A 24086-nucleotide genomic window follows, 5' to 3' on the forward strand; every position below is an offset into this window, starting at 1 on the left:
CGTAACCTCTTGACCTAGAACAACCTCGACTTCCGGCGCCCCGCTAGCGTCTCGGTATCGGCCGGATTCTCATGGCCAGCAATCGAAGCGAGACGTCGGTCGCGTGGCTTTCGCGCGAGCCGCATGGCAGTGGTATGGTCGAGCAAACAATCATCCTGCGGCAGCAGAAGGGCCGGCCCTCCATAGCGGCGCTGTGGCCGGGATTCCTCGCTCACAAATGGTTCATCCTCCTCGCGATTGTGCTGCTCGGCCTTGGCGTCTGGCAGAGCGTCCGCATGCTCCTGGGGCCAACGATCGTTGTCGATCAGGTCAGGCAGGGCCGGCTGGTTGAGACGGTGGTGGCGAGCGGCCATGTCGAAACGCCTTACCGGGTCGAGATCGGCAGCCAGATCACCGCCACCGTGCGGGAGGTGCTGGTTCGGGCAGGCGAACGGGTCAGCAAGGGCCAGCCGTTGATCTCGCTGGAGGCGCGCGAATTGAAGGCGGCCGTCGTCCAGTCGGAAGGCGCGGTGGCGCAGGCCGAGGCGCGCATCAGACAACTCGAGGAACTGACGCTGCCCTCCGCCAAGGAGGCATTGGCCCAGGCGCAGGCCACGCTGCTCAATGCCCAGCAGACTTATGACCGCACCGCCCAGCTCGAACGCAACGGCTATGCGACCCGCGCCGCACTCGATGATGCCCAGAAGACGCTGGACGTTGCACGCGCCGCAATGCGTGCCGCGCAATTCCAGGTCTACACCGCGAGCCCGGGCGGCAGCGATTACGTGATGGCGCAGACGCAAGCCAACCAGGCGCGCGCCAATCTCGATACGGCCGAGTCCCGGCTCGGCTATGCAACGATTACCGCACCGCGCGACGGCGTCCTGATCACGCGCAATGTCGAGCGCGGCACGGTGGTGCAGCCCGGCAAGACCCTGCTGGTGCTGGCACCGGACGGGGACGTGCAGCTCGTGCTGCAGATCGATGAGCGCAATCTCGGCAAGATCGCTCTCGGGCAGAACGCGCTCGCCTCGGCCGACGCCTATCCGGACCGGAGGTTTGCCTCCACCATCAGCTATATCAATCCCGGCATCGACATTTCGCGCGCCTCGGTCGAGGTGAAGCTGACCGTCGCCGACCCTCCGGACTATTTGCGCCAGGACATGACGGTCTCGGTCGACATCGAGATTGCCGCCCGGGACGATGCGCTGATCCTGCCCTTGCGTTCGGTGCATGACGCGCTGTCCAGCAAGCCCTGGGTGCTCGGAATCAAGGACGGTCGCGCCAGTCAGCGGGCGGTCAGGCTCGGGCTGCGTGGCAACAGCCATGTCGAGATTACCGCAGGTGTCGCCGCCGGCGATGTCGTGATTCCTCAGAGCTCCGGCGTTCTGGCCGGCCAGCGTCTCCGGCCCGTTCTGCAATGAACCATTGGCTGCCGATCGAATGGACCATGGCGGTCCGGTTCCTGCGCGAGGGCCGGCTCCAGACCATCTTCATCGTTGGCGGCATATCGATCGGCGTCGGCGTCATCGTATTCATGTCGGCGATGCTTGCCGGACTTCAGGCGAATTTCATCAAGCGCGTACTGACCTCACAGCCCCAGATCCAGCTGCTCGCGCCCGATCAGATCGCGCGCCCTCTGCGTAACGGAGCAGGCGAGATCGAGGACGCAGTGGTGCAGCGTCCGAGCCAGCGGGTGCTCTCGATCGATCAATGGCCGAAGATCAGAGCCCAGATGCAGGCGATGCCCGAGGTCGTCACGGCCGCGCCGACCATCCTCGGCTCGGTGCTTGCGGTCCGGGGCGATGCCAGCCGCTCGGTCAGCCTGTCGGGCGTCGAACCAGACTCCTATTTCAAGATCGTCAAGGTGCCGGACTATATCGTCGCCGGCGAGCCGCGACTCACCAGCGAGGACGTCATCATCGGCATCGAGCTCGCAAAGGAGCTGGGCGCCACCGTTGGCGACAAGCTCAACATCCGCGCCGCCTCCGGAGCAACCCGCGTCCTGACGATCTCCGGCCTCGTCGATCTCGGCAACAAGGGCGTCAACCAGCGGGTATGTTACGTCGCCCTGCGGACCGCACAATCGTTGCTGGGGATGATCGGCGGTGTCACCACCATCGATCTGACGGTCAGTGACATCTATGCGGCTGAGCAAATCGCCCAGCGCATCCAGGCGGCCAACGTGGTCGAGGCCGACAGCTGGATCAAGACCAATGCGCAGTTCTTCGCCGCCGTGCAGGCCCAGCAGAACTCCAACACGCTCATTCGCCTCTTCGTCGGTCTCTCCGTCGCATTCGGCATCGCGGCCGTGCTGATCGTGTCGGTGATCCAACGCTCGAAGGATATCGGCATCTTGCGTGCGATGGGCACGACGCGCGGACAGATCTTGCGGGTCTTCCTGGTTCAGGGCGGGCTGCTCGGCTTCGTCGGTTCGCTGCTCGGGGCGGCGATGGGCGCGTTCGCGCTGGTCTATTGGCACTCGGTCGCGCGTCAGGCCGACGGTAGCGAGCTGTTTCCCCTGGTCCTGGAGCGCAGCCTGTTCGTTTATGCGACGCTGCTGGCCACCGCCACCGGTCTTCTCGCCGCAATGGCGCCGGCGGTACGGGCCGCCAAACTCGATCCGGTGGTGGCGATCCGTGGCTGACCAGATCCTCCGTCTCGAGCGCGTGTGCAAGAGCTACAATGTCGGGCTGCCGACCGAAACCGAGGTGCTGCACGACATCGACCTCGAGCTCGATCACGGCGAGTTCCTCGCCCTCATAGGTCCGTCCGGTTCGGGCAAGAGTACGCTGCTCAACATCGTCGGGCTGCTCGACCGGCCGACCTCGGGCCGCCTGCTGATCAAGAGCCAAGACACCGCAGCTCTCGACGATGCCGAGATCACCCGCCTGCGCGGGCGGACGATCGGCTTCGTCTTTCAGTATCATCTGCTGATCTCGGCGTTCACGGCGCGGGAAAACGTCATGATGCCGATGCTGGTGGACCGCGGCTTCCCGTCTGCGGACGTCGAGGCGCGAGCCAACCAGCTGCTGGCTCAGGTCGGGCTGGAGAAGTTGGCCGGCAATCTCGCCAACAACATGTCCGGCGGCCAGCAGCAGCGCGTCGCGGTGGCTCGTGCGCTCGCCATGAACCCCGATCTCGTGCTGGCCGACGAGCCGACCGGAAATCTCGACACGAGCTCGGCCGAAGCCGTGTTCAGGCTGATGCGGCAGGTCAATCGCGACAGCGGTACGAGTTTCCTTCTGGTGACCCACAATATGGACTTGGCGCGGCGCTGCGACCGGATCATCGAAGTGATCGACGGCCGCATTCGGGCCTGAGGTCCCGGCAGGGCGGATTTTTCGGGGATATCAAAGGCTTGGGGCGGGCGTCGGGTCGCGAAAAAGCCTCGTTCTTGCTTGCCTAGAGGAGCTGCTTCCTTTATCCGGTGGGCTGCCTTGCGTGCGGGCGGCTGCGGCCGCCGAGAGGGCTGGGCGCAGGCATGATCCCGGAAGAGTGGGCACCGGTTTTCCGCGAGGATCATGCCTCCTAGAGACAGATTGAACAGGGATTACCCGCGAATGGCCAATGTTGTCGTCGTCGGCGCCCAGTGGGGCGACGAAGGGAAGGGCAAGATCGTCGACTGGTTGTCTGAGCAGGCGGACATCGTCGTCCGCTTCCAGGGCGGCCATAACGCCGGCCACACGCTGGTCATCAACGGCAAGACCTACAAGCTCGCGCTCCTGCCCTCGGGCGTGCTGCGCGAGGGCAAGCTGTCGGTGATCGGCAATGGCGTGGTGTTCGACCCCTCTGCCTTCCTCGACGAGGTCACCAAGCTGCGCTCGCAGGGCGTCGCGGTCTCTCCGGACAACCTGCGGGTGGCCGAGAACGTCACCCTGATCCTGCCGCTGCACCGCGAGCTCGACGCGCATCGCGAATCCGCCAATGCGGCGACCGCGATCGGCACCACCCGCCGCGGCATCGGCCCGGCCTATGAGGACAAGGTCGGCCGTCGCGCCATCCGCCTGATGGACCTCGCCGACCTCGACACGCTCCCGCACAAGATCGACCGGCTGCTGGCCCACCACAATGCGCTCCGCCGCGGCCTCAATCTGCCGGAGTTCGACGGCAAGCAGATCCTGAAGGAATTGAGCGCGCTGGCGCCGCAATTGCTGCCCTACGCCGAGACGGTGTGGCGGCTGCTCGACATCAGGCGCCGCGAAGGCAAGCGCATGCTGTTCGAGGGCGCGCAAGGCGCGCTGCTCGACGTCGACCACGGCACCTACCCTTACGTCACCTCGTCCAACACGGTGGCGGCGCAGGCCGCGACCGGTGCCGGCCTCGGGCCGGGCGCGGTCGGCTACGTGCTCGGCCTGTGCAAGGCCTATACGACCCGCGTCGGCCAGGGCCCGTTCCCGACCGAGCAGGACAACGAGACCGGCCGAAAGATCGGCGAGCGCGGCCGCGAGTTCGGCACCAATACCGGCCGTCCGCGCCGCTGCGGCTGGTTCGACGCCGTGCTGGTCCGCCAGGCGGTCCGGACCTGCGGCATCAACGGCCTCGCGCTGACCAAGCTCGACATCCTCGACGGCTTCGACACCATCGAGGTCTGCACCGGCTACAGACTCGACGGCAAGGAGATCGACCATTTCCCGGCCGGCGAGGGTGCCCAGGCCCGGGTCGAGCCGATCTACGAGACCATCGAAGGCTGGAAGGAGCCGACCGCGAGTGCGCGGTCCTGGGCCGATCTGCCGGCCCAGGCCATCAAATACGTCCGGCGGATCGAGGAATTGGTGGGGTGCCCGGTCGCACTGCTTTCCACCAGCCCCGAACGCGAAGATACTATTCTCGTGCAAAACCCGTTTGAGGCTTAACGATCTCTTACCAGGACGCGCGTATAGTTGAGTAGAAATGGCTGATTACTATCCGCTGATCGCCCGCGCTATTGCCGCCCTGGACCCCAATGCTCCCGGCGAAAGCCGTCGCGCGCTCTATGAGCGGGCGCGCACGGCGCTGATCGCGCAGCTGCGCAGTGTGCAGCCGCCGCTCTCCGAATCCGAGATCACCCGCGAAAGGTTGTCGCTGGAGGAGGCCGTCCGCAAGGTCGAATCGGAGGCGGCCCAGCGCGCCCGCGAGGCTTCGCGCCCCGGTGGCGGCGGGCGCAGCGGCGGCAGTGGGGACGCCTTTCGCCGCGCCAGCACGAGAGCCGCTGAAGGCAACGCGGCTGCGGGCTCGCCCTCTCCGCCGCGGACGCGCCCGGCTCCGCCGCCGCGGGCCGACCGTCCGTCCGCCAATGTCGACGACCAGGGCGATGCCCAGCGCCCGCCGCGCGCTCCGCGTTTCGACGCCTCGCGCCAAGCCGGACCGGCCGCGCCGCCAGCGATGCCGGAGCCGCCGGCGGCTGGACGCGATCGCGCCGGTCCCCGCCGTCCGCCCGATCTCGGAGCGCCGGCGTCGCCGCCGCCCGCCCCGGGCGTGCGCGGATTCCGCGACATCACGGCCGATGCCAATGATCTCGGCGGTGCGGCCGCGCAGGCCAGCCGCGCCGCGCGCCGCACCTACGCCAACGTGCCCTCGCCCTCGCCGGAATTCGACCGGCTCGAGCCGAGCCTGGAAAACCGCGCCGGCGAGCAGGACGCGCCCTATTCCTACGATGAGTCGATCGAGGAGGCCGAGCGCTACGCGCCGCAGCCGCCTTCGCCGCGTCCGCGCATCGCGCCCGAGCGCGACGCCAAGAAGCGCGTCCGCACCGGCTCCGCCTTCCCGTTCAAGAGCGCGATCGCCGTCGGCATCGTGCTGATTCTGGTCGGAGCCGGCATCCTCTGGGGCAAGCCGCTGCTCCAGATCGCGACCAACCTGTTCAAGTCCTCGCCGACCCAGGTGGTGGAGACGCCGAGCACTGCCTCGCAGCCGCAGACCAAGCCGAAGATTCCCGATCGCGTCGGCCAGCCCTCGGCGAGCGACCAGCCGGTCGCGCCGGTGGCGCAGAAGGTCGTGCTCTATGACGAGGATCCGTCCGATCCGAAGGGCAAGCAATATGTCGGCTCGGTGGTGTGGCGGCTGGAGCCGATCAAGGCCTCCGGCAACCAGAAGGCCGACGTCGCCGTGCGCGCCGACATCGAGATCCCCGACCGCAAGTTCAAGATGACGATGTCGTTCCGCCGCAACACCGACTCCTCGCTGCCGGCGAGCCACACGGCCGAGCTGACCTTCATCCTGCCGCCGGACTTTCCGGGCGGCAGCGTCTCCAACGTGCCGGGCATCCTGATGAAGTCGAACGAGCAGGCGCGCGGCACGCCGCTCGCCGGGCTTGCGGTCAAGGTCACCGAAGGCTTCTTCCTGGTCGGCCTGTCCAACGTCGACGCCGACCGCGCCCGCAACGTCCAGCTCCTGAAGGAGCGTTCGTGGTTCGACGTGCCGCTGGTCTACGCCAACCAGCGCCGCGCCATCATCGCCATCGAGAAGGGCGCCCCGGGCGAGCGCGCCTTCAACGACGCCTTCGCCCAGTGGGGCGATTAGGTCGAGCCAATCCCTCTTCCGTCATTCCGGGGCGCGCGCAGCGCGAACCCGGAATCCATTTCCCAGCATGCCGCGCAGCACGATGGATTCCGGGCTCGACGCTGACGCGTCGCCCCGGAATGACGAGTGCAGCTACTGCGCCGCCGCTTCCCGTTTGCGCGAGGCGACCGCCTCGCGGTCCATCACGGCGCGGCAGCCGGAGCTGACCTGCGCCTTGTTCCGCACCATGCAGGCCCTGACCCGCGGGATGTCCGGGATTTCACTGGAGCACAGCCGCATCGCATCGCCCGTGCACAGCTGCTGCGCTTCGGACGAGAAGGCGAGGCTGGGCGAGGTCTGGAGCGCGATGGCGGCGGTTGCGACGGCCAACAGCGAAGCGGTGGTCTTAAACAGCGAAGCGATGGTCTGATTGCGTGTCATGCAGAATGGATCCCCGAATCCTTAGGCTTGAGCCACTTGGTTTTGGGGCGCCGCACGCGACTTGATTTGCCGCATGTCACAGCCTTCACGCCGGGAGCTCGCTCCCGCATGTGGTCGCTCGATTTCTTGATTGCTCGAATCGAAAAGTGCTGCGCCGCCCGAGCGAAGTATGCGCCATTGCCACCAGCCTGCAATGGTCAGCGCAAAGGAATTCGCAATTGTTGCACGCGAGTCACGTCGCGCGCGATCAGATCAGCCGATCGGAGGATGCGCTCGCTTGTTCCACGTCGCTCGCGCCGAGCGCGGCGGCGTGTTCCTCGACGGCGGTGACGCCTTTGGCGGTGAGCTCGAACAGGTCACCGTCCTTCATCACGTAGCCGTCGGCGATCAATTGCCCCATCTTGCCTTGCCGGTCGTCGGCGAAGGCAACGGACTGGCTGATGTCCCGCAGGATTGAGAGTTCTTCGTCGTGCAACATGGCTTCACTCTCCATTCGCTGGGGATGGTGTTCGTCCTCACATGCCGTGGCTCTGAAACACCTTGCTGCACGACTTCGACAGCTTGGCCCGGTTGGCTTGCAGGCAGCCTTGGACCGCCATGTCGTTGCCGAGATCCTTGCGGCAGAAGCGGGAGGCGTCGCGCGAGCAGGCCTTCTGCTCCTGGGGCGTACCCATATGACCTTGAGCGAAAGCGGGCCCGTCGGACAGGTTCAACGCTGCCAGCGCGATCGTCGCCAGGAGAACTTTGCGGGCCATCGGCACTCCAATCTGTCAGGGTCAAATTCAGGTCCTGTCTGAACTCGTCGCCCTGCCACTTGTTCCCCCGATGAGGCCTGCGCCCCGCTGTTCAAGGTTCCCGCGGCACTGCTATAATCGCCCGGGAAGTGTGAGGGTGTTTGATGAAACGCTATCTGGTGTTTGCGCTGGTTGGCCCGTTCGTCGGCGGGTTTCTGCTGCTGCTGACGACGACCTATCAGTCCGGCTATTGGACCCAGACCAGTCTCGGCGAGGTCGGCAAGCTGTTCGCGGTGTTCTTCAAGACCCTGCAATACAGCTATCTGTTCGGCCTGCTGCCCTCGCTGATGATCGGCGCGGTGGACGACATCCTGGTCCACATCAGGCGGATCGGCCCGGTCTTGCGCATGCTGCTGGTCGGCCTGTTCGCCTTCGTGCTGGCCTCGCTGACCTACAGCTCGCGCGGGCCGGATTCCGGCGCGGTGCAGTTCATCCTGTACGGCCTCGTCGGCTTCGTGCCGGCGGCGATTTCGTCCTGGCTCGTGCATAGATACGTCAAGGAGCCGCAGGCTGTGGCGGCGCCGACCTGAGTGCGCGACGTTCGGGCGCGGCGCAGCAACTTCCGCCGCGCCGGCGCGTTCCTTCGAGACCATGACCATGTCCGACGACGATATTCTCGCGCCGCGCAGGCCCCGTTCGGGGAGCGGTCCGCGCGCGCCCTTTTCGGGCCCAGAGGGGCGCGGGCCGATCATCGACCAGGACGGCCGGGAAATCCGCCCCGAAACGCTGGAGCAGGGATTTCGCGAGTTCCGTGTCGAGTTTGGCAAGGATAATCCGTTCTCGGGGAGCCCGTTCGGCAATCTGACGCGCGAGCAGCGGATCGCGCGGCTGGAGGCGATCGCAAAGCTGCTCGACATCGCCTTCATCCTGCCCGGCACCAACATCCGCTACGGCATCGACGGGCTGATCGGTCTGATTCCCGTGGTCGGCGACATCATCACCACTGCGATCTCGCTGTGGCTGGTGCGCGAGGCCCGCGCGTTGGGCGCGCCCTGGCACATCACCGCGCGCATGCTCGGCAATGTCGCGCTCGATGGCGTTGTCGGCCTGGTGCCGTTCGCGGGCGACGCTTTCGACGTCATGTTCCGCGCCAACATGCGCAATGTGCGCCTGCTCCGCCGCTGGCTCGACAAGCAGCCGCGGATGTAAGGCGAACCTTTTCCTTCGCCTCCCCGCAAGCGAGGCAGTGAGGGACAGAGCCCAAAACGCAAAAAGCGCGACGACCTCCAGGTCATCGCGCTTTTCGCGCAGATCGTAAGGCTCAGCGAAAGCTTACGCCGCGTCGGCGTCGGCCTCGGCGGCCGGCGCCGGCTTGGGGCGGCGGGGCAGCGGGAAGGCCTCGCTCTCATAGAGCGAGCGAATGCCGTTCTGGTCGAAGCGCGCTTCCTCGACCTGGAGATAGGCGCCGTTCAGCGAATCCGTCGGCAACTGCTCCATCGCGAACTGCACGGCTTCGGCCGCGGTGCCGAAGCGGCGATAGGTGAAGCCCGCACGCTTCTTCTTGCGGATCGCGGCGGGGAAGAGTTCGGCGGAGGTGTTGAAGTTGAACGGACGCAATGGACGCATGGTCAAAGACCTCGTGATCTTCTCTGGGGCTTTAAGCGCGTGGGGTTTGGGAGGGCAGGGGCCGCAATCGAGCAAGCCCGCCGCACATGCCATTTTCGTCCCCTAATATAAGCCGATCTGACAAAAATGCGACCCCTGCGATAGGAGATGATGAATCCGCGCATGGCAGGTCCGCAGCCGGAATAAAGCTAATAAATACAATGTCTTAAATGGCTTACAGCTTGCCGAGAAGCAGCAGGACGACCAGCACCACCAGCACGACGCCGCCGATCCCCATGCCGGAATGGCCGAGGCCGTAGCCGTAACCGCCCAGGCGGCCGGACAGCCCCCCGAGCAGATAAATGATCACCAGGATGATCAGAACGGTCCCGAGTGACATGGCTTCCTCCCTGGCGGCCGCCAAAATGCGATGATCGGCCGCACCGCCAGAGAAGAAAAGCACATCGTGCGGTCGGGTTCCATGAAGGAACCCGGGCGCGCAGGCCGATTATTTGGGCTCCAGCTTCAGCGCCGCCGAGTTGATGCAATAGCGCAAGCCGGTCGGCCCGGGGCCGTCGGGGAAGACGTGGCCGAGATGGCCGCTGCATTTCGAGCAGAGCACCTCGGTGCGGATCATGCCGTGGCTGACGTCCCGCTCCTCGTCGATATGGCTCTCGACCGCGGGCTGGGTGAAGCTCGGCCAGCCGCAGCCAGAATCGAACTTGGCGTCCGACTCGAACAGCACGTTGCCGCAGCCGGCGCAGACGTAAGTGCCGGCGCGGTGGTCGTGCTCATATTCGCCCGAGAAGGGACGCTCGGTCGCCTTCTCGCGCAGCACCGCATACTGCATCGGCGACAATTCGCGCCGCCACTGCTCTTCGCTCTTGATGACCTTGTCGTCGGTGGTCTTCGTTCTGGTGTCGGGCATGGCTCTCCCGTTCTTGAGACGATGTTGCGATCAGTTGGTGGCCTTGCTGGCACTCACCAGCGTCGGCTTTTCAATGTAGTTATCCGCAAACAGCTTTTTCAGGTTCTCGACCTTGGGCAGGTCGTTATAGGCGATATAGGGCTGGTTGGGGTGCAGGGTCAGATAGTCCTGGTGGTAGGCCTCCGCCGGGTAGAACGCCTCCAGCGCGCCGATCTTGGTCACGATCGGCTTCCTGAACACCTTGGCGCTGTTGAGCTGGGCGATATAGGCCTCCGCCACCTTCTTCTGCTCCTCCGAGGTGGTGAAGATCGCCGAGCGATATTGCGGGCCAACGTCAGGGCCCTGGCGGTTGAGCTGGGTCGGGTCGTGCACCACCGAGAAGAAGATCTGGAGGATCTTGCCGTAGGAGATCTTCTTCGGATCGTACTTGATCTCGACGGACTCGGCGTGGCTGGTCCGGCCGCTCGAGACGGCCTGGTAGTCGGCTGTCGCCTTGGTGCCGCCGGCATAGCCGGAGACCGCGTTGACGACGCCGGCGGTGTGCTGGAAGACGCCCTGGACCCCCCAGAAGCAGCCGCCGGCGACAACGGCGGTCTGGATCCCGCTCGCGGGCGCCGTATCCATGGCGGGGGCCGGGATCACGACCGCATCCTCTGCTGCCCGGGACGGCATGGCAAAGGCCAGCGTCAGGGCGGCAGTTGCGGCGAGCAGGGAAGCGATGGCAGGTCGGCGCATGGCGGCTCCTCTTCGGAAGGTCTGACAGTCTAGGACGATGGGGACCGAACGAACAATTGTCCGGCGGCCTTTCCGCATCATCCGAGGTACGGACACCGCCGCCGATTGTTACGACGGGACGGACACGAGTCCGTGAAATGAGCCGCACGGGAGGGCCGGGCGAGCGCCCGCCTTGGCGGGATCGGGAACTCCGCGCTAAAGCATGTTCCGGAAAAGTGCGCAGCGGTTCTCCCAAAAATCATGCGTAAACGACAACCCAAAGCGCGAGCTGGAGCAGGCCTGACAACATGTGGCGCGTCTTTTCCCTGACCCTCGTCATCCTGGCCGCCGGCGTGTCGAACGCGGCGGCCGATCCGCAAGCCGACGAGCTCGCCATCTGCCGTGACCGCCAGGCCGAGGCCCAGGCCCGCGCGAGCGCCTGCGACAATCTGCTGAAGGCCGACCGGCTCGGCGGCAAGGACAAGGCGATCGCGCTCTCCGTGCGCGGCAACACGCTGATCAACAAGCGCGATTACGACCGCGCGATCGAGACCCTGTCGATCGCGATCGATCTCGATCCCGACTACGTCGTTGCCCTCAACCTGCGCGGCCTCGCCTATGAGCGCAAGGGCCAGGACGACCTCGCTATGGCGGACTACAACCTCGCGCTCCAGAAGCGACCGGCCTATGGCGTGCCTTACAACAACCGGGGCGTCATTCACGCCCGCCGCGGCGCGCTGCAAAGCGCGATCGACGATTTCACCCTGTCGATCAAGTACACGCCGAAATTCCTGCTGGCCTGGACCAATCGCGCCCGCGCGCGCACGCTGCTGAAGGATTTCGACGGCGCGCTCGCCGATTTCGCGGAGGCCGAGAAGATCGACCCGTCCGCGCCGCAGATCGCAAGCAACCGCTGCATCACCTATGGCATGATGGGCAGGTTCAACCAGGCCTTCGCCGACTGCAATGGCCTGATCGAGCGGCAGCCGAAAAACGTGTACGCGATCAACAACCGCGCCGATGTCAGCATGATGAAGGGCGATCTCGATGCCGCGCTGAAGGATTACAACATGGCAATCCAGATCAACCCCAACAATATCCGCGCGCATTCCGGCCGCGGCCAGATCTACGAGCGGAAGAAGGATCTCGCGCAGGCGCGCGCTGATTACCGCGCCGCCGCCTATTCGCTGACGAAGTTCGACGAGCCCGACGTCGCCCGCGCCCGCGCCATCGCGCAGGAGCGGCTCGCCGCGCTGACGCTGCAGGCGCCGGCCGCGGCGACCGGCCGCCGCGTGGCGCTGGTGATCGGCAACGGTGCCTACAAGAACGTCCATGCCTTGCCCAATCCGCCGCGCGATTCCAAGCTGATCGCAAGCGTGCTGCGCGAGGTCGGCTTCCAGACCGTGATCTCGGTCAGCGACCTCACCCGCGACAAGTTCTTCGAGGCGTTGCAGGCCTTCGCCAACGAGGCGGAGAAGGCCGACTGGGCCGTGGTCTATTACGCCGGCCACGGCTTCGAGATCGGCGGGGTGAACTATCTCGTTCCCGTCGACGCCAAGCTGGCCGCCGACAAGGACGCCGAGACGCAGGCGGTCGCCCTCGAGCAGGTGATCGCGGCGGTCGGTGCCGCGCGGAAAATGCGTCTCGTGGTGCTCGATGCCTGCCGCGACAATCCGTTCGCGCCGGCCATGCAGCGCACATTGTCGCTGAAGCTGGTCGACAAGGGCTTTTCCAATATCGAGCCCGGTGCCGGCTTCATGGTGGTTTACGCCGCCAAGCACGGCGAGACCGCGCTGGATGGCGACGGCAGCGCCAACAGCCCGTTTGCGACCGCGCTGGCCCGCGAGATCAAGCAGCCTCGCGTCGAGATCAGGAAACTGTTTGACATTATCCGCGACGATGTCTGGGCCGCGACCAAGCACGGGCAGCAGCCGTTCACCTACGGCTCGCCGCCAGGACGGGAGGATTTTTACTTCGTCGCGGGCAAGTGAGAGCCGGCGTCGCGGCGCCGCTTTCACATCAGCGAATTGAACCAGTCGAATGCGGTCGATTGCCCGTTCAGGACGGTGCCGTCGCCATAGAGACTTGCCAGAAACGTGACGCGATGGCTTGCGCCGGCCACCGGTACGCCGGCCGCGAAACGCCCACCCGCGGCAATCGCGGGCTTGACCAGTCGCGGATGCAGCGCCTCGTCGGCCAATCCGTAATAAAACCGGATCGGGGAATCGTAGTCCCAGAAAGTCGCGCCGTTGCGACCGAGCTGGCGCAGCAACCTGCTGTTGGTGTCATGGGTGAAGCGGTCGAAAAACCCCTCCACCAGGAAATCTGCAGCCGGCGGCACGGCCTTGGCCGTGTCGCCTGCAAGGCTGTAGTCGGCCCAGTATTTCTCCGCGAACGCCTGGTGTTGCGGCTTGATGGCGGTCTTGAACAGATCGCTCAGCCCATAATACTGGCGATAGCTTCCGAGCAGCACCACCAGGCAGGGCGTGATCCAGGCCGGCGGCATCGGGTAGGACGTCTCTGCGGACGGAATATAGGACGTCGGGTTGACCCAGTAGTGGAAGCTCTCGGCGAGATTGTTGAACGGGCTCTGGGTCGCACTTGCCGTCACCTTCATGCCGCGGCGTTGCATCTCCTGCTTGAGCCATTGCGTGTTCAGCGCGCCTTGCGACCAGCCGTTCAGAAACAGCGCGGATTGGCGGAGGCCGAGCCTCTTCAACTCGATGAGGCCGGCATCGAGCACGTCGAGGCAGCATTGCACCGTGGCGCCTTTCACCGCATAGGCCTCGCCGCGGCCGTTGCGAAGAGGGCCTTTGCCGATGTAGTCGGCGGCGATGACGGCATAGCCGTTACCGGCGAAGCGCTGGATGTTGAACAGCGTCTCCAGCGAATCGACGTTGTCGCGAAGCTGGTAGCCTTCGTCGGCAAGTCGCAGCAGGTTCGAAGGAACCTGATCGAACGACAGGATCGTGCCATGTTGCCAGGACAACACGGGCAATGCCCCGTGCACGCCGGCAGGGACCGCAACGAGCGCAGACACCTTCACGCGCTCTCCCGTCTCGGGCACGCGCGTCACGGTGGTGATGCGCCGCAGCTCGACGTCGTAGCGCGCTTCGTGCTTCCCGGAGAAATCCTTGGGCAGGACGTCGTGCTCGTTGAACACGGCATAGAATTGCGCCGCCAGCGCGTTGAGGCGTTGCTTCGAGACTCGCACCGGCCTGTCCTGTCGCGCAGGCACGTCACGCAGCGGAGCGGAATGCGCAAGTCCCGGCGCGGCGATCGATGCGGCGAGCGTGCCGGCCGCAATGCCCGCCGACTTCAGAAACCCGCGACGACTCGCGCTAGAGGTATCATCACGCGTATCGAGGTAATCGGGTCTGCGTTCAGCCATGCGAGTCCTCCTGCCGACGGCAGTCATACATCGCAATGCCTAGCGCTTGGTGAATGCGCCGGAGCGGTCCGGACAACGGCATCACATCATGGCGCTCGGTGCCGTAGGGTGAGAAAGCGAAGCGTGCCCACGAACTCTTGTTGCGGAGAGAGACGGTGGGCACGGCGCTTTGCGCCTTGGCCCACCCTACGGCAGCCTTACACCACGATACTCAATCTTTTCGCCGCCCGCGTGATTCCGGTGTACAGCCACCTGGCGCGGCTCTCCTGAAAAGCAAAGCTCTCGTCGAACAGCACGACGTCGTCCCATTGCGAGCCCTGCGACTTGTGCACGGTGAGCACATAGCCGTAGTCGAACTCGTCATAGGGCTTGCGCTGCTCCCAGGCGATCTGCTCGACGCCGCCCTCGAAGCAATCGGCGCGCACCGAGACCTTCGTCACCTTGTGGCCGAAATCCTCGTCCGGCGACAACCGCATGCTGAGAATGCGGGACTTCGAGCGCGAGGTGTTGCGCGACTTCACCCGCCACAGGCCGCCGTTGAACAGGCCCTTCTTGCGGTTGTTGCGCAAGCATACCAGCTTGTCGCCGGCGACTGGAAAGACGTCCTCGATGTTCTGGCGCTGACGCACTCGCATGTTGTACGCGCGGCGGGTGTTGTTGCGGCCGACCAGCACCTGATCGGCGCCCATGACCCTGTCGGGGTCCAGCTCCTTGCGCGAGACCACCTCGCTCTCGCCATAGCGGCCGATGTCGAGCTCGCGGCCTTCGCGGACGTCCATCGACATCCGCACGATCGGATCGTCCTGGGCCTGGCGGTGCACCTCGGTCAGCATCGCGTCCGGCTCTGAATTGGTGAAAAAGCCGCCGCCCTGGATCGGCGGCAGCTGCGCGGGATCGCCCAGCACCAGCAGCGGGCAATCGAACGACATCAGGTCGCGCCCCAATTCTGCGTCGACCATCGAGCATTCGTCGATCACGATCAGCTTCGCCTTCGAGGCGGGCGCGTCGTCCCACAATTCGAAGCTCGGCTGCTCTTCGCCAGATTCGCGGGCGCGGTAGATCAGCGAGTGGATGGTGGAGGCGTCGTCGCAACCCTTGTTGCGCATGACGAGGGCGGCCTTGCCGGTGAACGCGGCGAATTTCACATCGCCGTCGACGCCGTCGGCGATGTGCCGGGCCAGCGTCGTCTTGCCGGTCCCAGCGAAGCCGAACAGGCGGAATACCTGCGGGGTGCCGCTACGGCCGGGTTTTGCTTTGAGCCAGTCGCCGACGGCTTTGAGCGCGGCATCCTGATGCGGGGTGAAAGTTGGCATTGCTGTCTTGAGAAAGGGCGACGCGCGGCGATTCGCCGCTCTCCAACGTAACCATTCGACCCGCCCTTTCAAGCCGGATGCGGCAACCAGATCGAGGCCGGCAACGACTTCTGGTCGTGCCCTTGCGCGCGCGTCAGCCGGCCTCGTCGGCTCAACCATGAAGGCGGGGTAAACGCCTTGACCGATCGCCGCAATTTCACGCCGCGATGGACGCGCGGGTTAATCGGTCGTTGCGCGTCATGAGGCAGCGGCCTTGATCTAGCGCAATGCGATCTGGACCGCCGGAACCTATGGTCCGCAGCGGTGACAACGGCGTCGACCGAGGTGTGCCCGATGGGGCGCATTCTCCTGGACAATTCCTGAACACGGGTCTGCCCGTAGGGATTCGGACATGCCGAGACCAATGTCACGACGCTCACTATTCTCTGCCGTTCTGCCTTTCGCATCCGGCCGCGACGCGCATGCGCCGCGCCTGGACGAGACGCGTCCCGAACAGGTGGCGACCGTCTCCAGCGTGAACGCCTGCGTCGAACGGCATGGCGTGGTCTGTCGCCGTTGCGTCGAGGCTTGTGAGCATTCCGCCATCCGCATCCTCGGGCGCGAGAAGCTGGGCGCCGTGATCGATGCTGCGGCCTGCACCGGCTGCGGCGATTGCGTCCCGGTCTGCCCGGTCGAAGCCATCGCACTCGCGCCGCGGGATCGCATCTCGCTCGTATCCGAACTTGCAAACCTGGTCGTGCACAATGGCTGAAGCCACCAACATCTGCGGCGTTGCCGTCTATCTGGCACCGGATGCGGAGCGCGACCTGACCGACCGGATCTTGGCTCTGCCCGGCGTCGAGCTGGAAGCCGCCTCCGGCGACAACAGGCTCGCGCTGACCGTCATCGATACGCCGGCCTCGCTGGCGATCGACCAGATCGCCGCCATGCATCGCCTGCCCGGCGTGGTCAGCGCCTCGCTGATCTTTCACGCATTCGACACGCCTGACGACGAGAGCGCCGTCGGGACCGAAGCAGCTTCGTGCTGCGGCGGCGCCTGCCAGAATTCCGGCGCGCATGTGCGCGCTTCCGCAATTTGAGATTCGTTGAGCCGGAGAGACCGACGATGGTTACGAAATTGACGAACGGGAACGAAGCCAGTGCGACGCGCCGCGATGCGCTGAAGGCGGCGGCAGCGGTTGCTGCGGCCTCGACCATCGGCGTGACGCTGCCGCAAACGGCGAGCGCGCAGCCTGGCAAGACCGACGGCATCCGCTGGGACAAGGGCGTGTGCCGCTTCTGCGGCACCGGCTGCGGTGTGATCGTCGGCACCAAGAACGGCAAGGTCGTGGCGACTCAGGGCGATCCCGATGCGCCGGTCAATCGCGGCCTCAACTGCATCAAGGGCTACTTTCTGTCCAAGATCATGTACGGCGAGGACCGGCTGACCCAGCCGATGCTGCGCATGAAAAACGGCAAGTTCGACAAGAACGGCGAGTTCGCGCCGATCTCCTGGGACGATGCCTTCAAGCTCATGGCCGAGAAATGGAAGGCGGCGCTGAAGGCGGGTGGTCCGTCGACCGTCGGCATGTTCGGGTCGGGCCAATGGACCATCTGGGAAGGCTACGCCGCCGCCAAGCTCTACAAGGCCGGCTTCCGCACCAACAATCTCGATCCGAACGCGCGTCACTGCATGGCATCGGCGGTCGCGGGCTTCATGCGCACCTTCGGCATCGACGAGCCGATGGGCTGCTACGACGATATCGAGCAGACCGACGCCTTCGTGCTCTGGGGCTCGAACATGGCGGAGATGCACCCGATCCTGTGGTCGCGCATCACCGATCGCCGGCTGACGCATGAGGGTTGCGAGGTGCACGTGCTTTCGACCTTCGAGCACCGCTCGTTCGAGCTCGCCGACAATCCGCTGGTGTTCACGCCGCAGAGCGACATGGCGATCCTGAACTACATCCAGAACTACATCGTCAATTCCGGGGCGATGAACAAGGATTTCGTCGAGAAGCACGTCGAGTTCGCATCGACCGTGACCGACATCGGCTACGGCCTGCGCCCGACCCACGCGCTCGAGGTGAAGGCGGTCAACGCCTCGCACAAGGCCGGCAAGGACGGCGCGCTCGATCCGGCCGGCTTCAAGGACAAGATCGGCTTCGAGGAATACAAGAAGCTGCTCGAGCCCTACACGCTCGACTATGCCCACAAGGCCTCGGGCGTGCCGAAGGAGAATCTCGAGCGTCTCGCCAAGCTCTATGCCGATCCCAAGAAGAAGATCATCTCCTACTGGACGATGGGCTTCAACCAGCACGCGCGCGGCACGTGGGTCAACAACATGATCTACAACGTGCACCTCTTGACGGGCAAGATCTCCGAGCCGGGCAACGGCCCGTTCTCGCTGACCGGCCAGCCCTCGGCCTGCGGCACCGCCCGCGAGGTCGGCACATTCTCGCACCGCCTGCCGGCCGACATGGTCGTCACCAATCCGAAGCATCGCGAAGCGACCGAGAAGCTGTGGCAGGTGCCGGAAGGCACCATCCCCGCCAACATCGGCTACCACGCCGTGCTGCAGAACCGGATGCTGAAGGACGGCAAGCTGAACGCCTATTGGGTCCAGTGCAACAACAACATGCAGACGGCCCCGAACATGAACGAGGAGGGCTATCCCGGTTATCGCAATCCGGCCGCCTTCGTCGTCGTCTCCGATCCCTATCCGACCGTGACCACCTTGGCCGCGGACCTCATCCTGCCGACGGCGATGTGGATGGAGAAGGAAGGCGCCTATGGCAATGCCGAGCGGCGTACGCAGTTCTGGCGTCAGCAGGTGAAGGCGCCGGGCGAGGCGCGTTCCGATCTCTGGCAGATGATGGAGTTCTCGAAATACTTCAAGATCGAGGAGGTCTGGCCGGAAGACCTGATTGCCAAGAAGCCGGAGGTTCGCGGCAAGACCCTGTTCGACGTGCTCTACGGCAACGGCGAGGTCAACAAGTTCCCGATCACCGAATGTCAGAAGGGCTTTGAGAATTCCGAGAGCGCGGCGTTCGGCTTCTATGTGCAGAAGGGTCTGTTCGAGGAGTATGCCAAGTTCGGTCGCGGCCATGGCCACGATCTGGCGGACTTCGAGCAGTATCACCAGGCGCGCGGCCTGCGCTGGCCGGTCGTCAACAACAAGGAGACGCTCTGGCGCTTCCGCGAGGGCTACGATCCCTACGTCAAGCCGGGCGAAGGCGTGTCGTTCTACGGCAAGCCGGACAAGAAGGCGCGCATCATCTTCTGTCCGTTCGAGCCGGCGGCCGAAACGCCAGACAAGGAGTTCGATCTGTGGCTGTGCACAGGCCGCGTGCTGGAGCACTGGCATTCCGGCTCGATGACGCGCCGCGTGCCGGAGCTGCACCGCGCGGTGCCGGCCGCGACATTGTTCATGCATCCCGATGACGCCGCCGAGCGCAAGCTGCTGCGCGGACAGCCGGTGAAGATCCAGACGCGCCGCGGCGAGGTGGTGACGCGGGTCGAGACCAAGGGCCGCAACAAGCCGCCGCGCGGCCTCGTCTACTTCCCGTTCTTCGACGAAAGCCAGCTCGCCAACCAGCTCACGCTCGATGCGACCTGTCCGATCTCGAAGGAGACCGACTTCAAAAAGTGCGCCTGCCGCGTGACGTCGGCCTAAACCCTCGATGGACGAGCCATGTCGGATTCCAGCTCAGGCATTCCGCGCGATCCGCGCCGCCGCAAGGCGCTGCAGGATATGACGCGTTTCGGCGGCGGCGCAGCCGTCGCCGCGACGATGCTGACGGCGTTCGGGGTGTCCTCGCGGGCCAAGCCCGCACAGGCGCTGCGGCCTCCGGGAGCGTTGCCCGAGAAGGATTTCCTGGCGGCCTGCGTCCGTTGCGGCCTATGCGTCCGCGACTGCCCCTACGACACCCTCAAGCTTGCGGACTGGGCCGACGGCCCCGCCTTGGGCACGCCGTTCTTCCAGGCGCGCAATATTCCTTGCGAAATGTGCGACACCATCCCCTGCGTCAAGGCCTGCCCGACCGGCGCCCTCCAACATGCGCTGACGGACATCGCCAAGGCCAAGATGGGCGTCGCGGTGATCACCAGCCGCGAGACCTGCCTCAATCTGCAGGGGCTGCGTTGCGACGTCTGCTATCGGGTCTGTCCGGTCATCGACAAGGCGATCACGCTCGAAGTCTCGCACAATGCGCGCACGACCAAGCATGCGATCTTCGAGCCCGTCGTCCACGCCGAGCACTGCACCGGTTGCGGCAAGTGCGAGAAGTCCTGCGTGCTGACGGAGTCCGCGATCAAGGTGCTGCCGATCGAGGTCGCAGCGCTGAAGCAGGACGAGCATTACAAGCGCGGCTGGGAAGAGAAGACCAGGGCCGGCGGAGCCCTGGTCGATGCGCCGCTCAAGCTGCCGGTGCGCAGACCCGAGGGAGGCGCGCCATGACGGCCAACACAAGGCCCTATGTCGAAGCGCGGGCGCAGAAGGGGCTGTGGGCCGCCTCGCGGTTTCTGGTGCTGCGCCGGACCAGCCAGCTGCTCTTCCTCGCGCTGTTCCTGTCGGGGCCGCTTCTGGGCGTCTGGATCGCCAAGGGTACGCTGGCTTCGTCCATGATGCTCGGCGTGCTGCCGCTGACCGATCCGTTCGTCCTGCTGCAGTCGCTCGCGGCGCGCCATTGGCCCGAGGGTCTGTCGCTGATCGGCGCGGTCATCGTGCTTGCCGCCTATCTCCTGTTCGGCGGCCGGACCTATTGCTCGTGGGTCTGCCCGATCAATCCGGCGACCGATCTCGCCGCCTGGCTGCGGCGGCGGCTCAACATCACCTTCACCGCCAAGATCCGCCCGGAGCTCAGGCTCTATTTCGTCGGCGCGGTGCTCGCGGCATCAGTGCTGTCGGGCTCGATCGCCTGGGAGCTGATCAACCCGGTGACGGCGCTGCATCGCGCGCTGGTGTTCGGCCTCTGGTTCGGTGCCGGCGGCACCGCGGCGATCTTCGTGTTCGACCTCCTGGTCGCCAGGCACGGCTGGTGCGGTCATCTCTGCCCGGTCGGCGCGTTCTACGGCCAGATCGGCAGGGTCGCGCTGCTGCGCGTCACCGCCGATAACCGCGCCGCCTGCAACGACTGCATGGACTGCTTCGCGGTCTGTCCGGAGCCGCACGTCATCAGCCCCGCGCTCAGGGGCGAGCGGAGCGGCGCCACGCCTGTCATCACCGCGGGCGATTGCACGGTCTGCGGCGCCTGCATCGATGTCTGCTCCAAGCAGGTCTTCCATCTCGGTTTGCGCGGCCGCAATGCGGTGCGTCCTGCCCCCTCCATGACCGCGCCATCGCCAATGGCGCGCGTCGTCTCTTCCCAGCCGGCCGTCCTTGAAAGGGACCTCCCATGACGTTTGTTCGACTGATTCCGTTGATCGCGGCGGCAGCCGTGGCCGTCGCGCTTGTCATTCCGTTCGCGGCGTCGGGGCCGCTCGCGCAGGAGGCCAAGCAGCACAAGGCGCTGCGCGAGGCGCCGTTGACCGAGATGTCGCCACCGCCCGAGGTGACCAAGCAATCGGTGCCGGCAAGCGGCTTCGAGCGCGCCTATCGCCAGCAGCCGCCGCTGATTCCTCACAAGGTCGACGGCTACCAGATCACCACGGAGAACAACGCGTGCATGGGCTGCCACGACTGGCCCGGCAACACGCGAATAAACGCGCCGAAGATCTCCGAGACGCACTACGTCGACCGCCAGGGCGTGCGGCTCGATAAGGTCGCCGGCACGCGCTATTTCTGCCAGCAATGCCACGTGCCGCAGGCCGATGCGAAGCCGCTGGTCGGCAACATCTTCAAGAACGCGACACAGGCGAAGTGAGGGGGACATGCAGGACACCAGCACTTCTGCCGCCATGGCAGCCGAGCGGCCGGGTCGCCTGAAGCGGCTATGGCGATGGTTCTTCTCGCCGACCGCGCGCTATGCCTGGGGACTGATCGTCGTCGTCGGATTCGGCGCCGGCGTGCTGTTCTGGGGCGGCTTCAATTGGGCGATGGAGATGACGAACACCGAGCAGTTCTGCATCTCCTGCCACGAGATGAAGGAGAACGTCTATCTCGAGTACCGCAACACCGTGCACTATTCCAACCGCACCGGTGTCCGCGCCAGCTGTCCGGATTGCCACGTGCCGAAGGAATGGGGACACAAGGTGGTCCGCAAGATCCAGGCCTCGAACGAGGTGCTGCACAAGATCCTCGGCACCATCGACACGCCTGAGAAGTTCAACGCGCACCGTATCGACCTCGCCAAGAACGTCTGGCGCGCCATGAAGACCACCGACTCGCGCGAGTGCCGCAACTGCCACAAGTTCGACCACATGGAATATGCAGTGCAGGAGCCGCGCGCCTCCAAGCTGCACCAGACCGCGTTCGCGCAAGGCAAGACCTGCATCGATTGCCATCAGGGCATCGCGCATAAGCTGCCGCCCAAGGCGCAGGAAGGATATCGCGACATGCTCGACCATATCGACGAGGTCAGCCCCATGCAGCGGATGATCGACTTCCTCCAGGATGCCGACGTCGCCAAGGCGAAGGCGGCGAGGTGATGGACATGCTTCAGCAAACCCGCGATACGGCGGACAGCGCGGCAAGGCCTTCCGCCGCCCTCAGCGTAGCCCTGGTCTATGACTCGGGTCCCGCCGTGAACCGTTGGTTCACAGGTCTCGTCGCCGAGCTTCGCCGCTCTGGCAAGAGCCTGGCCGGGCTGATCCAGGAGGACGTGCCCCGGCCGGGTCGCACACGCTGCGACATGGTTCTGCACGAGCTCGCCACCGGCCGGTCGATCTCGATCTCGGAGGATCTCGGCGCGGGCGCGACCTCCTGCCGCCTCTCCACGCCGCGCCTGCTCGAAGCGGCGCAATTGGTCGAAGCCCAACTCGCCGACGCCGAGATCGTCTTTCTCAACAAGTTCGGCAAGGCCGAGGCGGAAGGCGGCGGCCTGCGCGATCTGATTGCCCATTGCATCGAGTCCGGCAAGAGCCTCGTGATCGGCGTTCCCCGCAGCAACCTCGAGGCCTGGACCGATTTCTGCGGCGAATACTTCAGGACGGTCGCGGCAACGCCGGAGCCGCACCAGGATGCGATCGCGGCGCTTGCGGTCCTGCTTGGCCAGCCCAGGGTCGGCACCGAGCATCTGCACCTGATCTGAGGCCGCGCTCCGGCGCGCGATCCCTGTCCTTCCACGCCGCGGAATTGACGGCCATGGTGGACAGGATCGCCTCGCTCAATACAATGCCCGCAACAACAAGACAGTAGCGGGAGAGCGACGCCATGAAGTTCGGCATCTTCTATGAGCTGCAATTGCCGCGGCCCTGGGTGGCCGGTGATGAGCTCGCCCTCTATCAGAACGCGCTGACGCAGATGGAGCTCGCCGACAGGCTCGGTTACCACCATGCCTGGGTGGTCGAGCATCACTTCCTCGAGGAATATTCGCACTCGCCCTCGCCGGAATCCTTTCTCGCCGCGGCGAGCCAGCGCACCAGGAACATCCGGCTCGGCCACGGCATCCTCCAGCTCACCACCAACCATCCGGCGCGCATCGCCGAGCGCGTTGCCGTGCTCGATCTGCTCTCGAGCGGCCGCTGCGAGTTCGGCATGGGCGAGAGCGCGTCCATCACCGAGCTGACGCCGTTCGGCCGCGACATGGAGACCAAGAAGGAGGTGTTCGAGGAGGCCGTTGCCGCGATCTTTCCGATGTTCAAGGACGCCGGCAGCGAGCACCACGGCAAGTACTTCGACATTCCCTTGCGCAACGTCGTGCCCAAGCCGGTGCAGAAGCCGCACCCGCCGCTGTGGATGGCATGCTCGCAGCTGCCGACCATCGAGCGCGCCGGCCGCCACGGCTTCGGCGCGCTCGGCTTTCAGTTCGTCAGCGCCGATGCCGCGCACGCCTGGGTGCACGCCTATTACAACGCCATGACCAAGCGGCTGCACAAGCTTGCCGACTACGAGATCAACCCGAACATGGCGCTGGTCTCGTTCTTCATGTGTGCCAAGACCGACGAGGAGGCGCGGGCGCGCGCCGACGGCGCCACCTTCTTCCAATTCGCGCTGCGCTTCTACGGCGCCTCGCAGAATCGCCAGCGGCCCGCGCCCTACACCGTCAACATGTGGGACGAGTACAACAAGTGGAAGCGCGACAATCCCGAGGCGCAGGAGGCGGCGCTGCGCGGCGGCCTGATCGGCTCGCCGGAGACGATCCGCAGGAAACTGAGGCGCTTCCAGTCCTCGCACATCGACCAGGTCATCCTGCTCAACCAGGCCGGCAAGAACGGCCATGAGCACATCTGCGAATCGCTCGAGTTGTTCGGCCGCGAGGTGATGCCGGAGTTCCAGAACGATCCGGCGCAGGCCGAATGGAAACGGGGCGTGATGAGCGGCGAGATCGAGCTGGAAGAGATTGACACGCAAGCCTTCACCGACCGCTACGGCAAGCTCGCGATTAACGTCGCTCCGGTGAAGGCGGTGGGGTAGGGAGCTC

General features: G+C 65.4%; 26 protein-coding genes. 17 read left to right on the forward strand and 9 right to left on the reverse strand.

Annotated elements, in window-relative coordinates:
• The first annotated feature begins 134 nt into the window (after nt 1–134).
• From DCM79_RS25075 to DCM79_RS25095, 5 genes are all read left to right on the forward strand, one after another.
• Nucleotides 135–1403, forward strand: a complete 1269-nt coding sequence (locus DCM79_RS25075) for an efflux RND transporter periplasmic adaptor subunit (protein WP_257176801.1) — start codon at nt 135–137, stop codon at nt 1401–1403.
• Entirely contained in the window at nt 1400–2626 is a 1227-nt protein-coding gene (locus tag DCM79_RS25080; protein ID WP_257176802.1) for an ABC transporter permease, read from the forward strand. The genes DCM79_RS25075 and DCM79_RS25080 overlap by 4 nt, the downstream gene beginning before the upstream one ends.
• Nucleotides 2619–3302: an ABC transporter ATP-binding protein gene (locus DCM79_RS25085; protein ID WP_028138315.1), complete on the forward strand. Its 684-nt coding sequence runs from the start codon at nt 2619–2621 to the stop codon at nt 3300–3302. Before DCM79_RS25080 ends, DCM79_RS25085 begins: the two co-directional genes overlap by 8 nt.
• 240 nt (nt 3303–3542) lie before the next feature.
• Nucleotides 3543–4835 (forward strand): adenylosuccinate synthase, encoded by a 1293-nt coding sequence (locus DCM79_RS25090; protein ID WP_028138314.1) that lies wholly within the window; start codon nt 3543–3545, stop codon nt 4833–4835.
• A gap of 37 nt (nt 4836–4872) precedes the next feature.
• Nucleotides 4873–6480 (forward strand): hypothetical protein, encoded by a 1608-nt coding sequence (locus tag DCM79_RS25095; protein ID WP_257176803.1) that lies wholly within the window; start codon nt 4873–4875, stop codon nt 6478–6480.
• A 132-nt stretch (nt 6481–6612) separates the two neighbouring features.
• On the opposite strand, the gene DCM79_RS25100 is transcribed toward DCM79_RS25095, so the two are convergent.
• The 3 genes from DCM79_RS25100 to DCM79_RS25110 all read right to left on the reverse strand — a co-directional run bounded on the left by DCM79_RS25100 (nt 6613) and on the right by DCM79_RS25110 (nt 7655).
• Nucleotides 6613–6900: a hypothetical protein gene (locus DCM79_RS25100; protein WP_257176804.1), complete on the reverse strand. Its 288-nt coding sequence runs from the start codon at nt 6898–6900 to the stop codon at nt 6613–6615.
• Nucleotides 6901–7147: 247 nt separating this feature from the next.
• Nucleotides 7148–7378: a hypothetical protein gene (locus DCM79_RS25105; protein ID WP_257176805.1), complete on the reverse strand. Its 231-nt coding sequence runs from the start codon at nt 7376–7378 to the stop codon at nt 7148–7150.
• A gap of 37 nt (nt 7379–7415) precedes the next feature.
• Nucleotides 7416–7655 carry a hypothetical protein gene (locus tag DCM79_RS25110; RefSeq protein ID WP_257176806.1) on the reverse strand — a complete coding sequence of 80 codons (240 nt, stop codon included), beginning with the start codon at nt 7653–7655 and terminating at the stop codon, nt 7416–7418.
• A gap of 143 nt (nt 7656–7798) precedes the next feature.
• Between DCM79_RS25110 and DCM79_RS25115 the strand changes: the two genes are divergently transcribed.
• Nucleotides 7799–8224 carry a DUF5413 family protein gene (locus DCM79_RS25115; RefSeq protein ID WP_257176807.1) on the forward strand — a complete coding sequence of 142 codons (426 nt, stop codon included), beginning with the start codon at nt 7799–7801 and terminating at the stop codon, nt 8222–8224.
• 61 nt (nt 8225–8285) lie between these two features.
• On the forward strand, nt 8286–8843 hold the full coding sequence (locus tag DCM79_RS25120; RefSeq protein ID WP_257176808.1) for a DUF4112 domain-containing protein: 558 nt from the start codon (nt 8286–8288) through the stop codon (nt 8841–8843).
• A gap of 123 nt (nt 8844–8966) precedes the next feature.
• Here DCM79_RS25120 and DCM79_RS25125 read toward each other — a convergent pair whose 3' ends face one another.
• The 4 genes from DCM79_RS25125 to msrA all read right to left on the reverse strand — a co-directional run bounded on the left by DCM79_RS25125 (nt 8967) and on the right by msrA (nt 10902).
• Nucleotides 8967–9260, reverse strand: a complete 294-nt coding sequence (locus DCM79_RS25125; RefSeq protein WP_128964291.1) for a hypothetical protein — start codon at nt 9258–9260, stop codon at nt 8967–8969.
• 214 nt (nt 9261–9474) lie between these two features.
• A complete protein-coding gene (locus DCM79_RS25130; RefSeq protein ID WP_257176809.1) occupies nt 9475–9639 on the reverse strand; it encodes a DUF3309 family protein in 165 nt (54 codons plus the stop codon).
• 108 nt (nt 9640–9747) lie between these two features.
• Nucleotides 9748–10167 carry a peptide-methionine (R)-S-oxide reductase MsrB gene (gene msrB / locus DCM79_RS25135; protein ID WP_257176810.1) on the reverse strand — a complete coding sequence of 140 codons (420 nt, stop codon included), beginning with the start codon at nt 10165–10167 and terminating at the stop codon, nt 9748–9750.
• 30 nt (nt 10168–10197) lie between these two features.
• Nucleotides 10198–10902: a peptide-methionine (S)-S-oxide reductase MsrA gene (gene msrA / locus DCM79_RS25140; RefSeq protein WP_257176811.1), complete on the reverse strand. Its 705-nt coding sequence runs from the start codon at nt 10900–10902 to the stop codon at nt 10198–10200.
• A 287-nt stretch (nt 10903–11189) separates the two neighbouring features.
• Between msrA and DCM79_RS25145 the strand changes: the two genes are divergently transcribed.
• Nucleotides 11190–12872 (forward strand): tetratricopeptide repeat protein, encoded by a 1683-nt coding sequence (locus DCM79_RS25145; RefSeq protein ID WP_257176812.1) that lies wholly within the window; start codon nt 11190–11192, stop codon nt 12870–12872.
• 23 nt (nt 12873–12895) lie between these two features.
• On the opposite strand, the gene DCM79_RS25150 is transcribed toward DCM79_RS25145, so the two are convergent.
• Both DCM79_RS25150 and DCM79_RS25155 read right to left on the reverse strand, forming a co-directional pair.
• Nucleotides 12896–14272, reverse strand: coding sequence for a twin-arginine translocation signal domain-containing protein (locus DCM79_RS25150; protein WP_257176813.1), 1377 nt, complete (start codon nt 14270–14272; stop codon nt 12896–12898).
• Nucleotides 14273–14469: 197 nt separating this feature from the next.
• Complete coding sequence (locus DCM79_RS25155) at nt 14470–15585, reverse strand: ATP-dependent RecD-like DNA helicase (protein ID WP_257176814.1); 1116 nt, start codon at nt 15583–15585, stop codon at nt 14470–14472.
• A gap of 391 nt (nt 15586–15976) precedes the next feature.
• Between DCM79_RS25155 and DCM79_RS25160 the strand changes: the two genes are divergently transcribed.
• The 9 genes from DCM79_RS25160 (at nt 15977) to DCM79_RS25200 (ending at nt 24079) form a co-directional block, all read left to right on the forward strand.
• Entirely contained in the window at nt 15977–16336 is a 360-nt protein-coding gene (locus tag DCM79_RS25160) for a 4Fe-4S dicluster domain-containing protein (protein ID WP_257176815.1), read from the forward strand.
• Nucleotides 16329–16664, forward strand: coding sequence for a chaperone NapD (locus tag DCM79_RS25165; RefSeq protein WP_257176816.1), 336 nt, complete (start codon nt 16329–16331; stop codon nt 16662–16664). The genes DCM79_RS25160 and DCM79_RS25165 overlap by 8 nt, the downstream gene beginning before the upstream one ends.
• A gap of 26 nt (nt 16665–16690) precedes the next feature.
• Nucleotides 16691–19240, forward strand: a complete 2550-nt coding sequence (gene napA / locus DCM79_RS25170) for a nitrate reductase catalytic subunit NapA (RefSeq protein WP_257176817.1) — start codon at nt 16691–16693, stop codon at nt 19238–19240.
• Between the two features lie 18 nt (nt 19241–19258).
• Entirely contained in the window at nt 19259–20023 is a 765-nt protein-coding gene (gene napG / locus DCM79_RS25175) for a ferredoxin-type protein NapG (RefSeq protein ID WP_257176818.1), read from the forward strand.
• The gene (napH, locus tag DCM79_RS25180) at nt 20020–20964 is read left to right on the forward strand and encodes a quinol dehydrogenase ferredoxin subunit NapH (RefSeq protein ID WP_257176819.1); all 945 of its coding nucleotides are present in this window, start codon (nt 20020–20022) and stop codon (nt 20962–20964) included. The genes napG and napH overlap by 4 nt, the downstream gene beginning before the upstream one ends.
• A complete protein-coding gene (locus DCM79_RS25185) occupies nt 20961–21428 on the forward strand; it encodes a nitrate reductase cytochrome c-type subunit (protein ID WP_257176820.1) in 468 nt (155 codons plus the stop codon). The genes napH and DCM79_RS25185 overlap by 4 nt, the downstream gene beginning before the upstream one ends.
• A gap of 7 nt (nt 21429–21435) precedes the next feature.
• Nucleotides 21436–22152: a NapC/NirT family cytochrome c gene (locus DCM79_RS25190; protein WP_063831455.1), complete on the forward strand. Its 717-nt coding sequence runs from the start codon at nt 21436–21438 to the stop codon at nt 22150–22152.
• A 5-nt stretch (nt 22153–22157) separates the two neighbouring features.
• Nucleotides 22158–22754, forward strand: a complete 597-nt coding sequence (locus DCM79_RS25195) for a DUF2478 domain-containing protein (RefSeq protein ID WP_257176821.1) — start codon at nt 22158–22160, stop codon at nt 22752–22754.
• 122 nt (nt 22755–22876) lie between these two features.
• Entirely contained in the window at nt 22877–24079 is a 1203-nt protein-coding gene (locus tag DCM79_RS25200; protein WP_257176822.1) for an LLM class flavin-dependent oxidoreductase, read from the forward strand.
• The last annotated feature ends 7 nt before the right edge of the window (nt 24080–24086 follow it).

It is taken from the genome of Bradyrhizobium sp. WBOS07, from assembly GCF_024585165.1.
In the GTDB taxonomy this organism is placed as follows: domain Bacteria; phylum Pseudomonadota; class Alphaproteobacteria; order Rhizobiales; family Xanthobacteraceae; genus Bradyrhizobium; species Bradyrhizobium japonicum_B.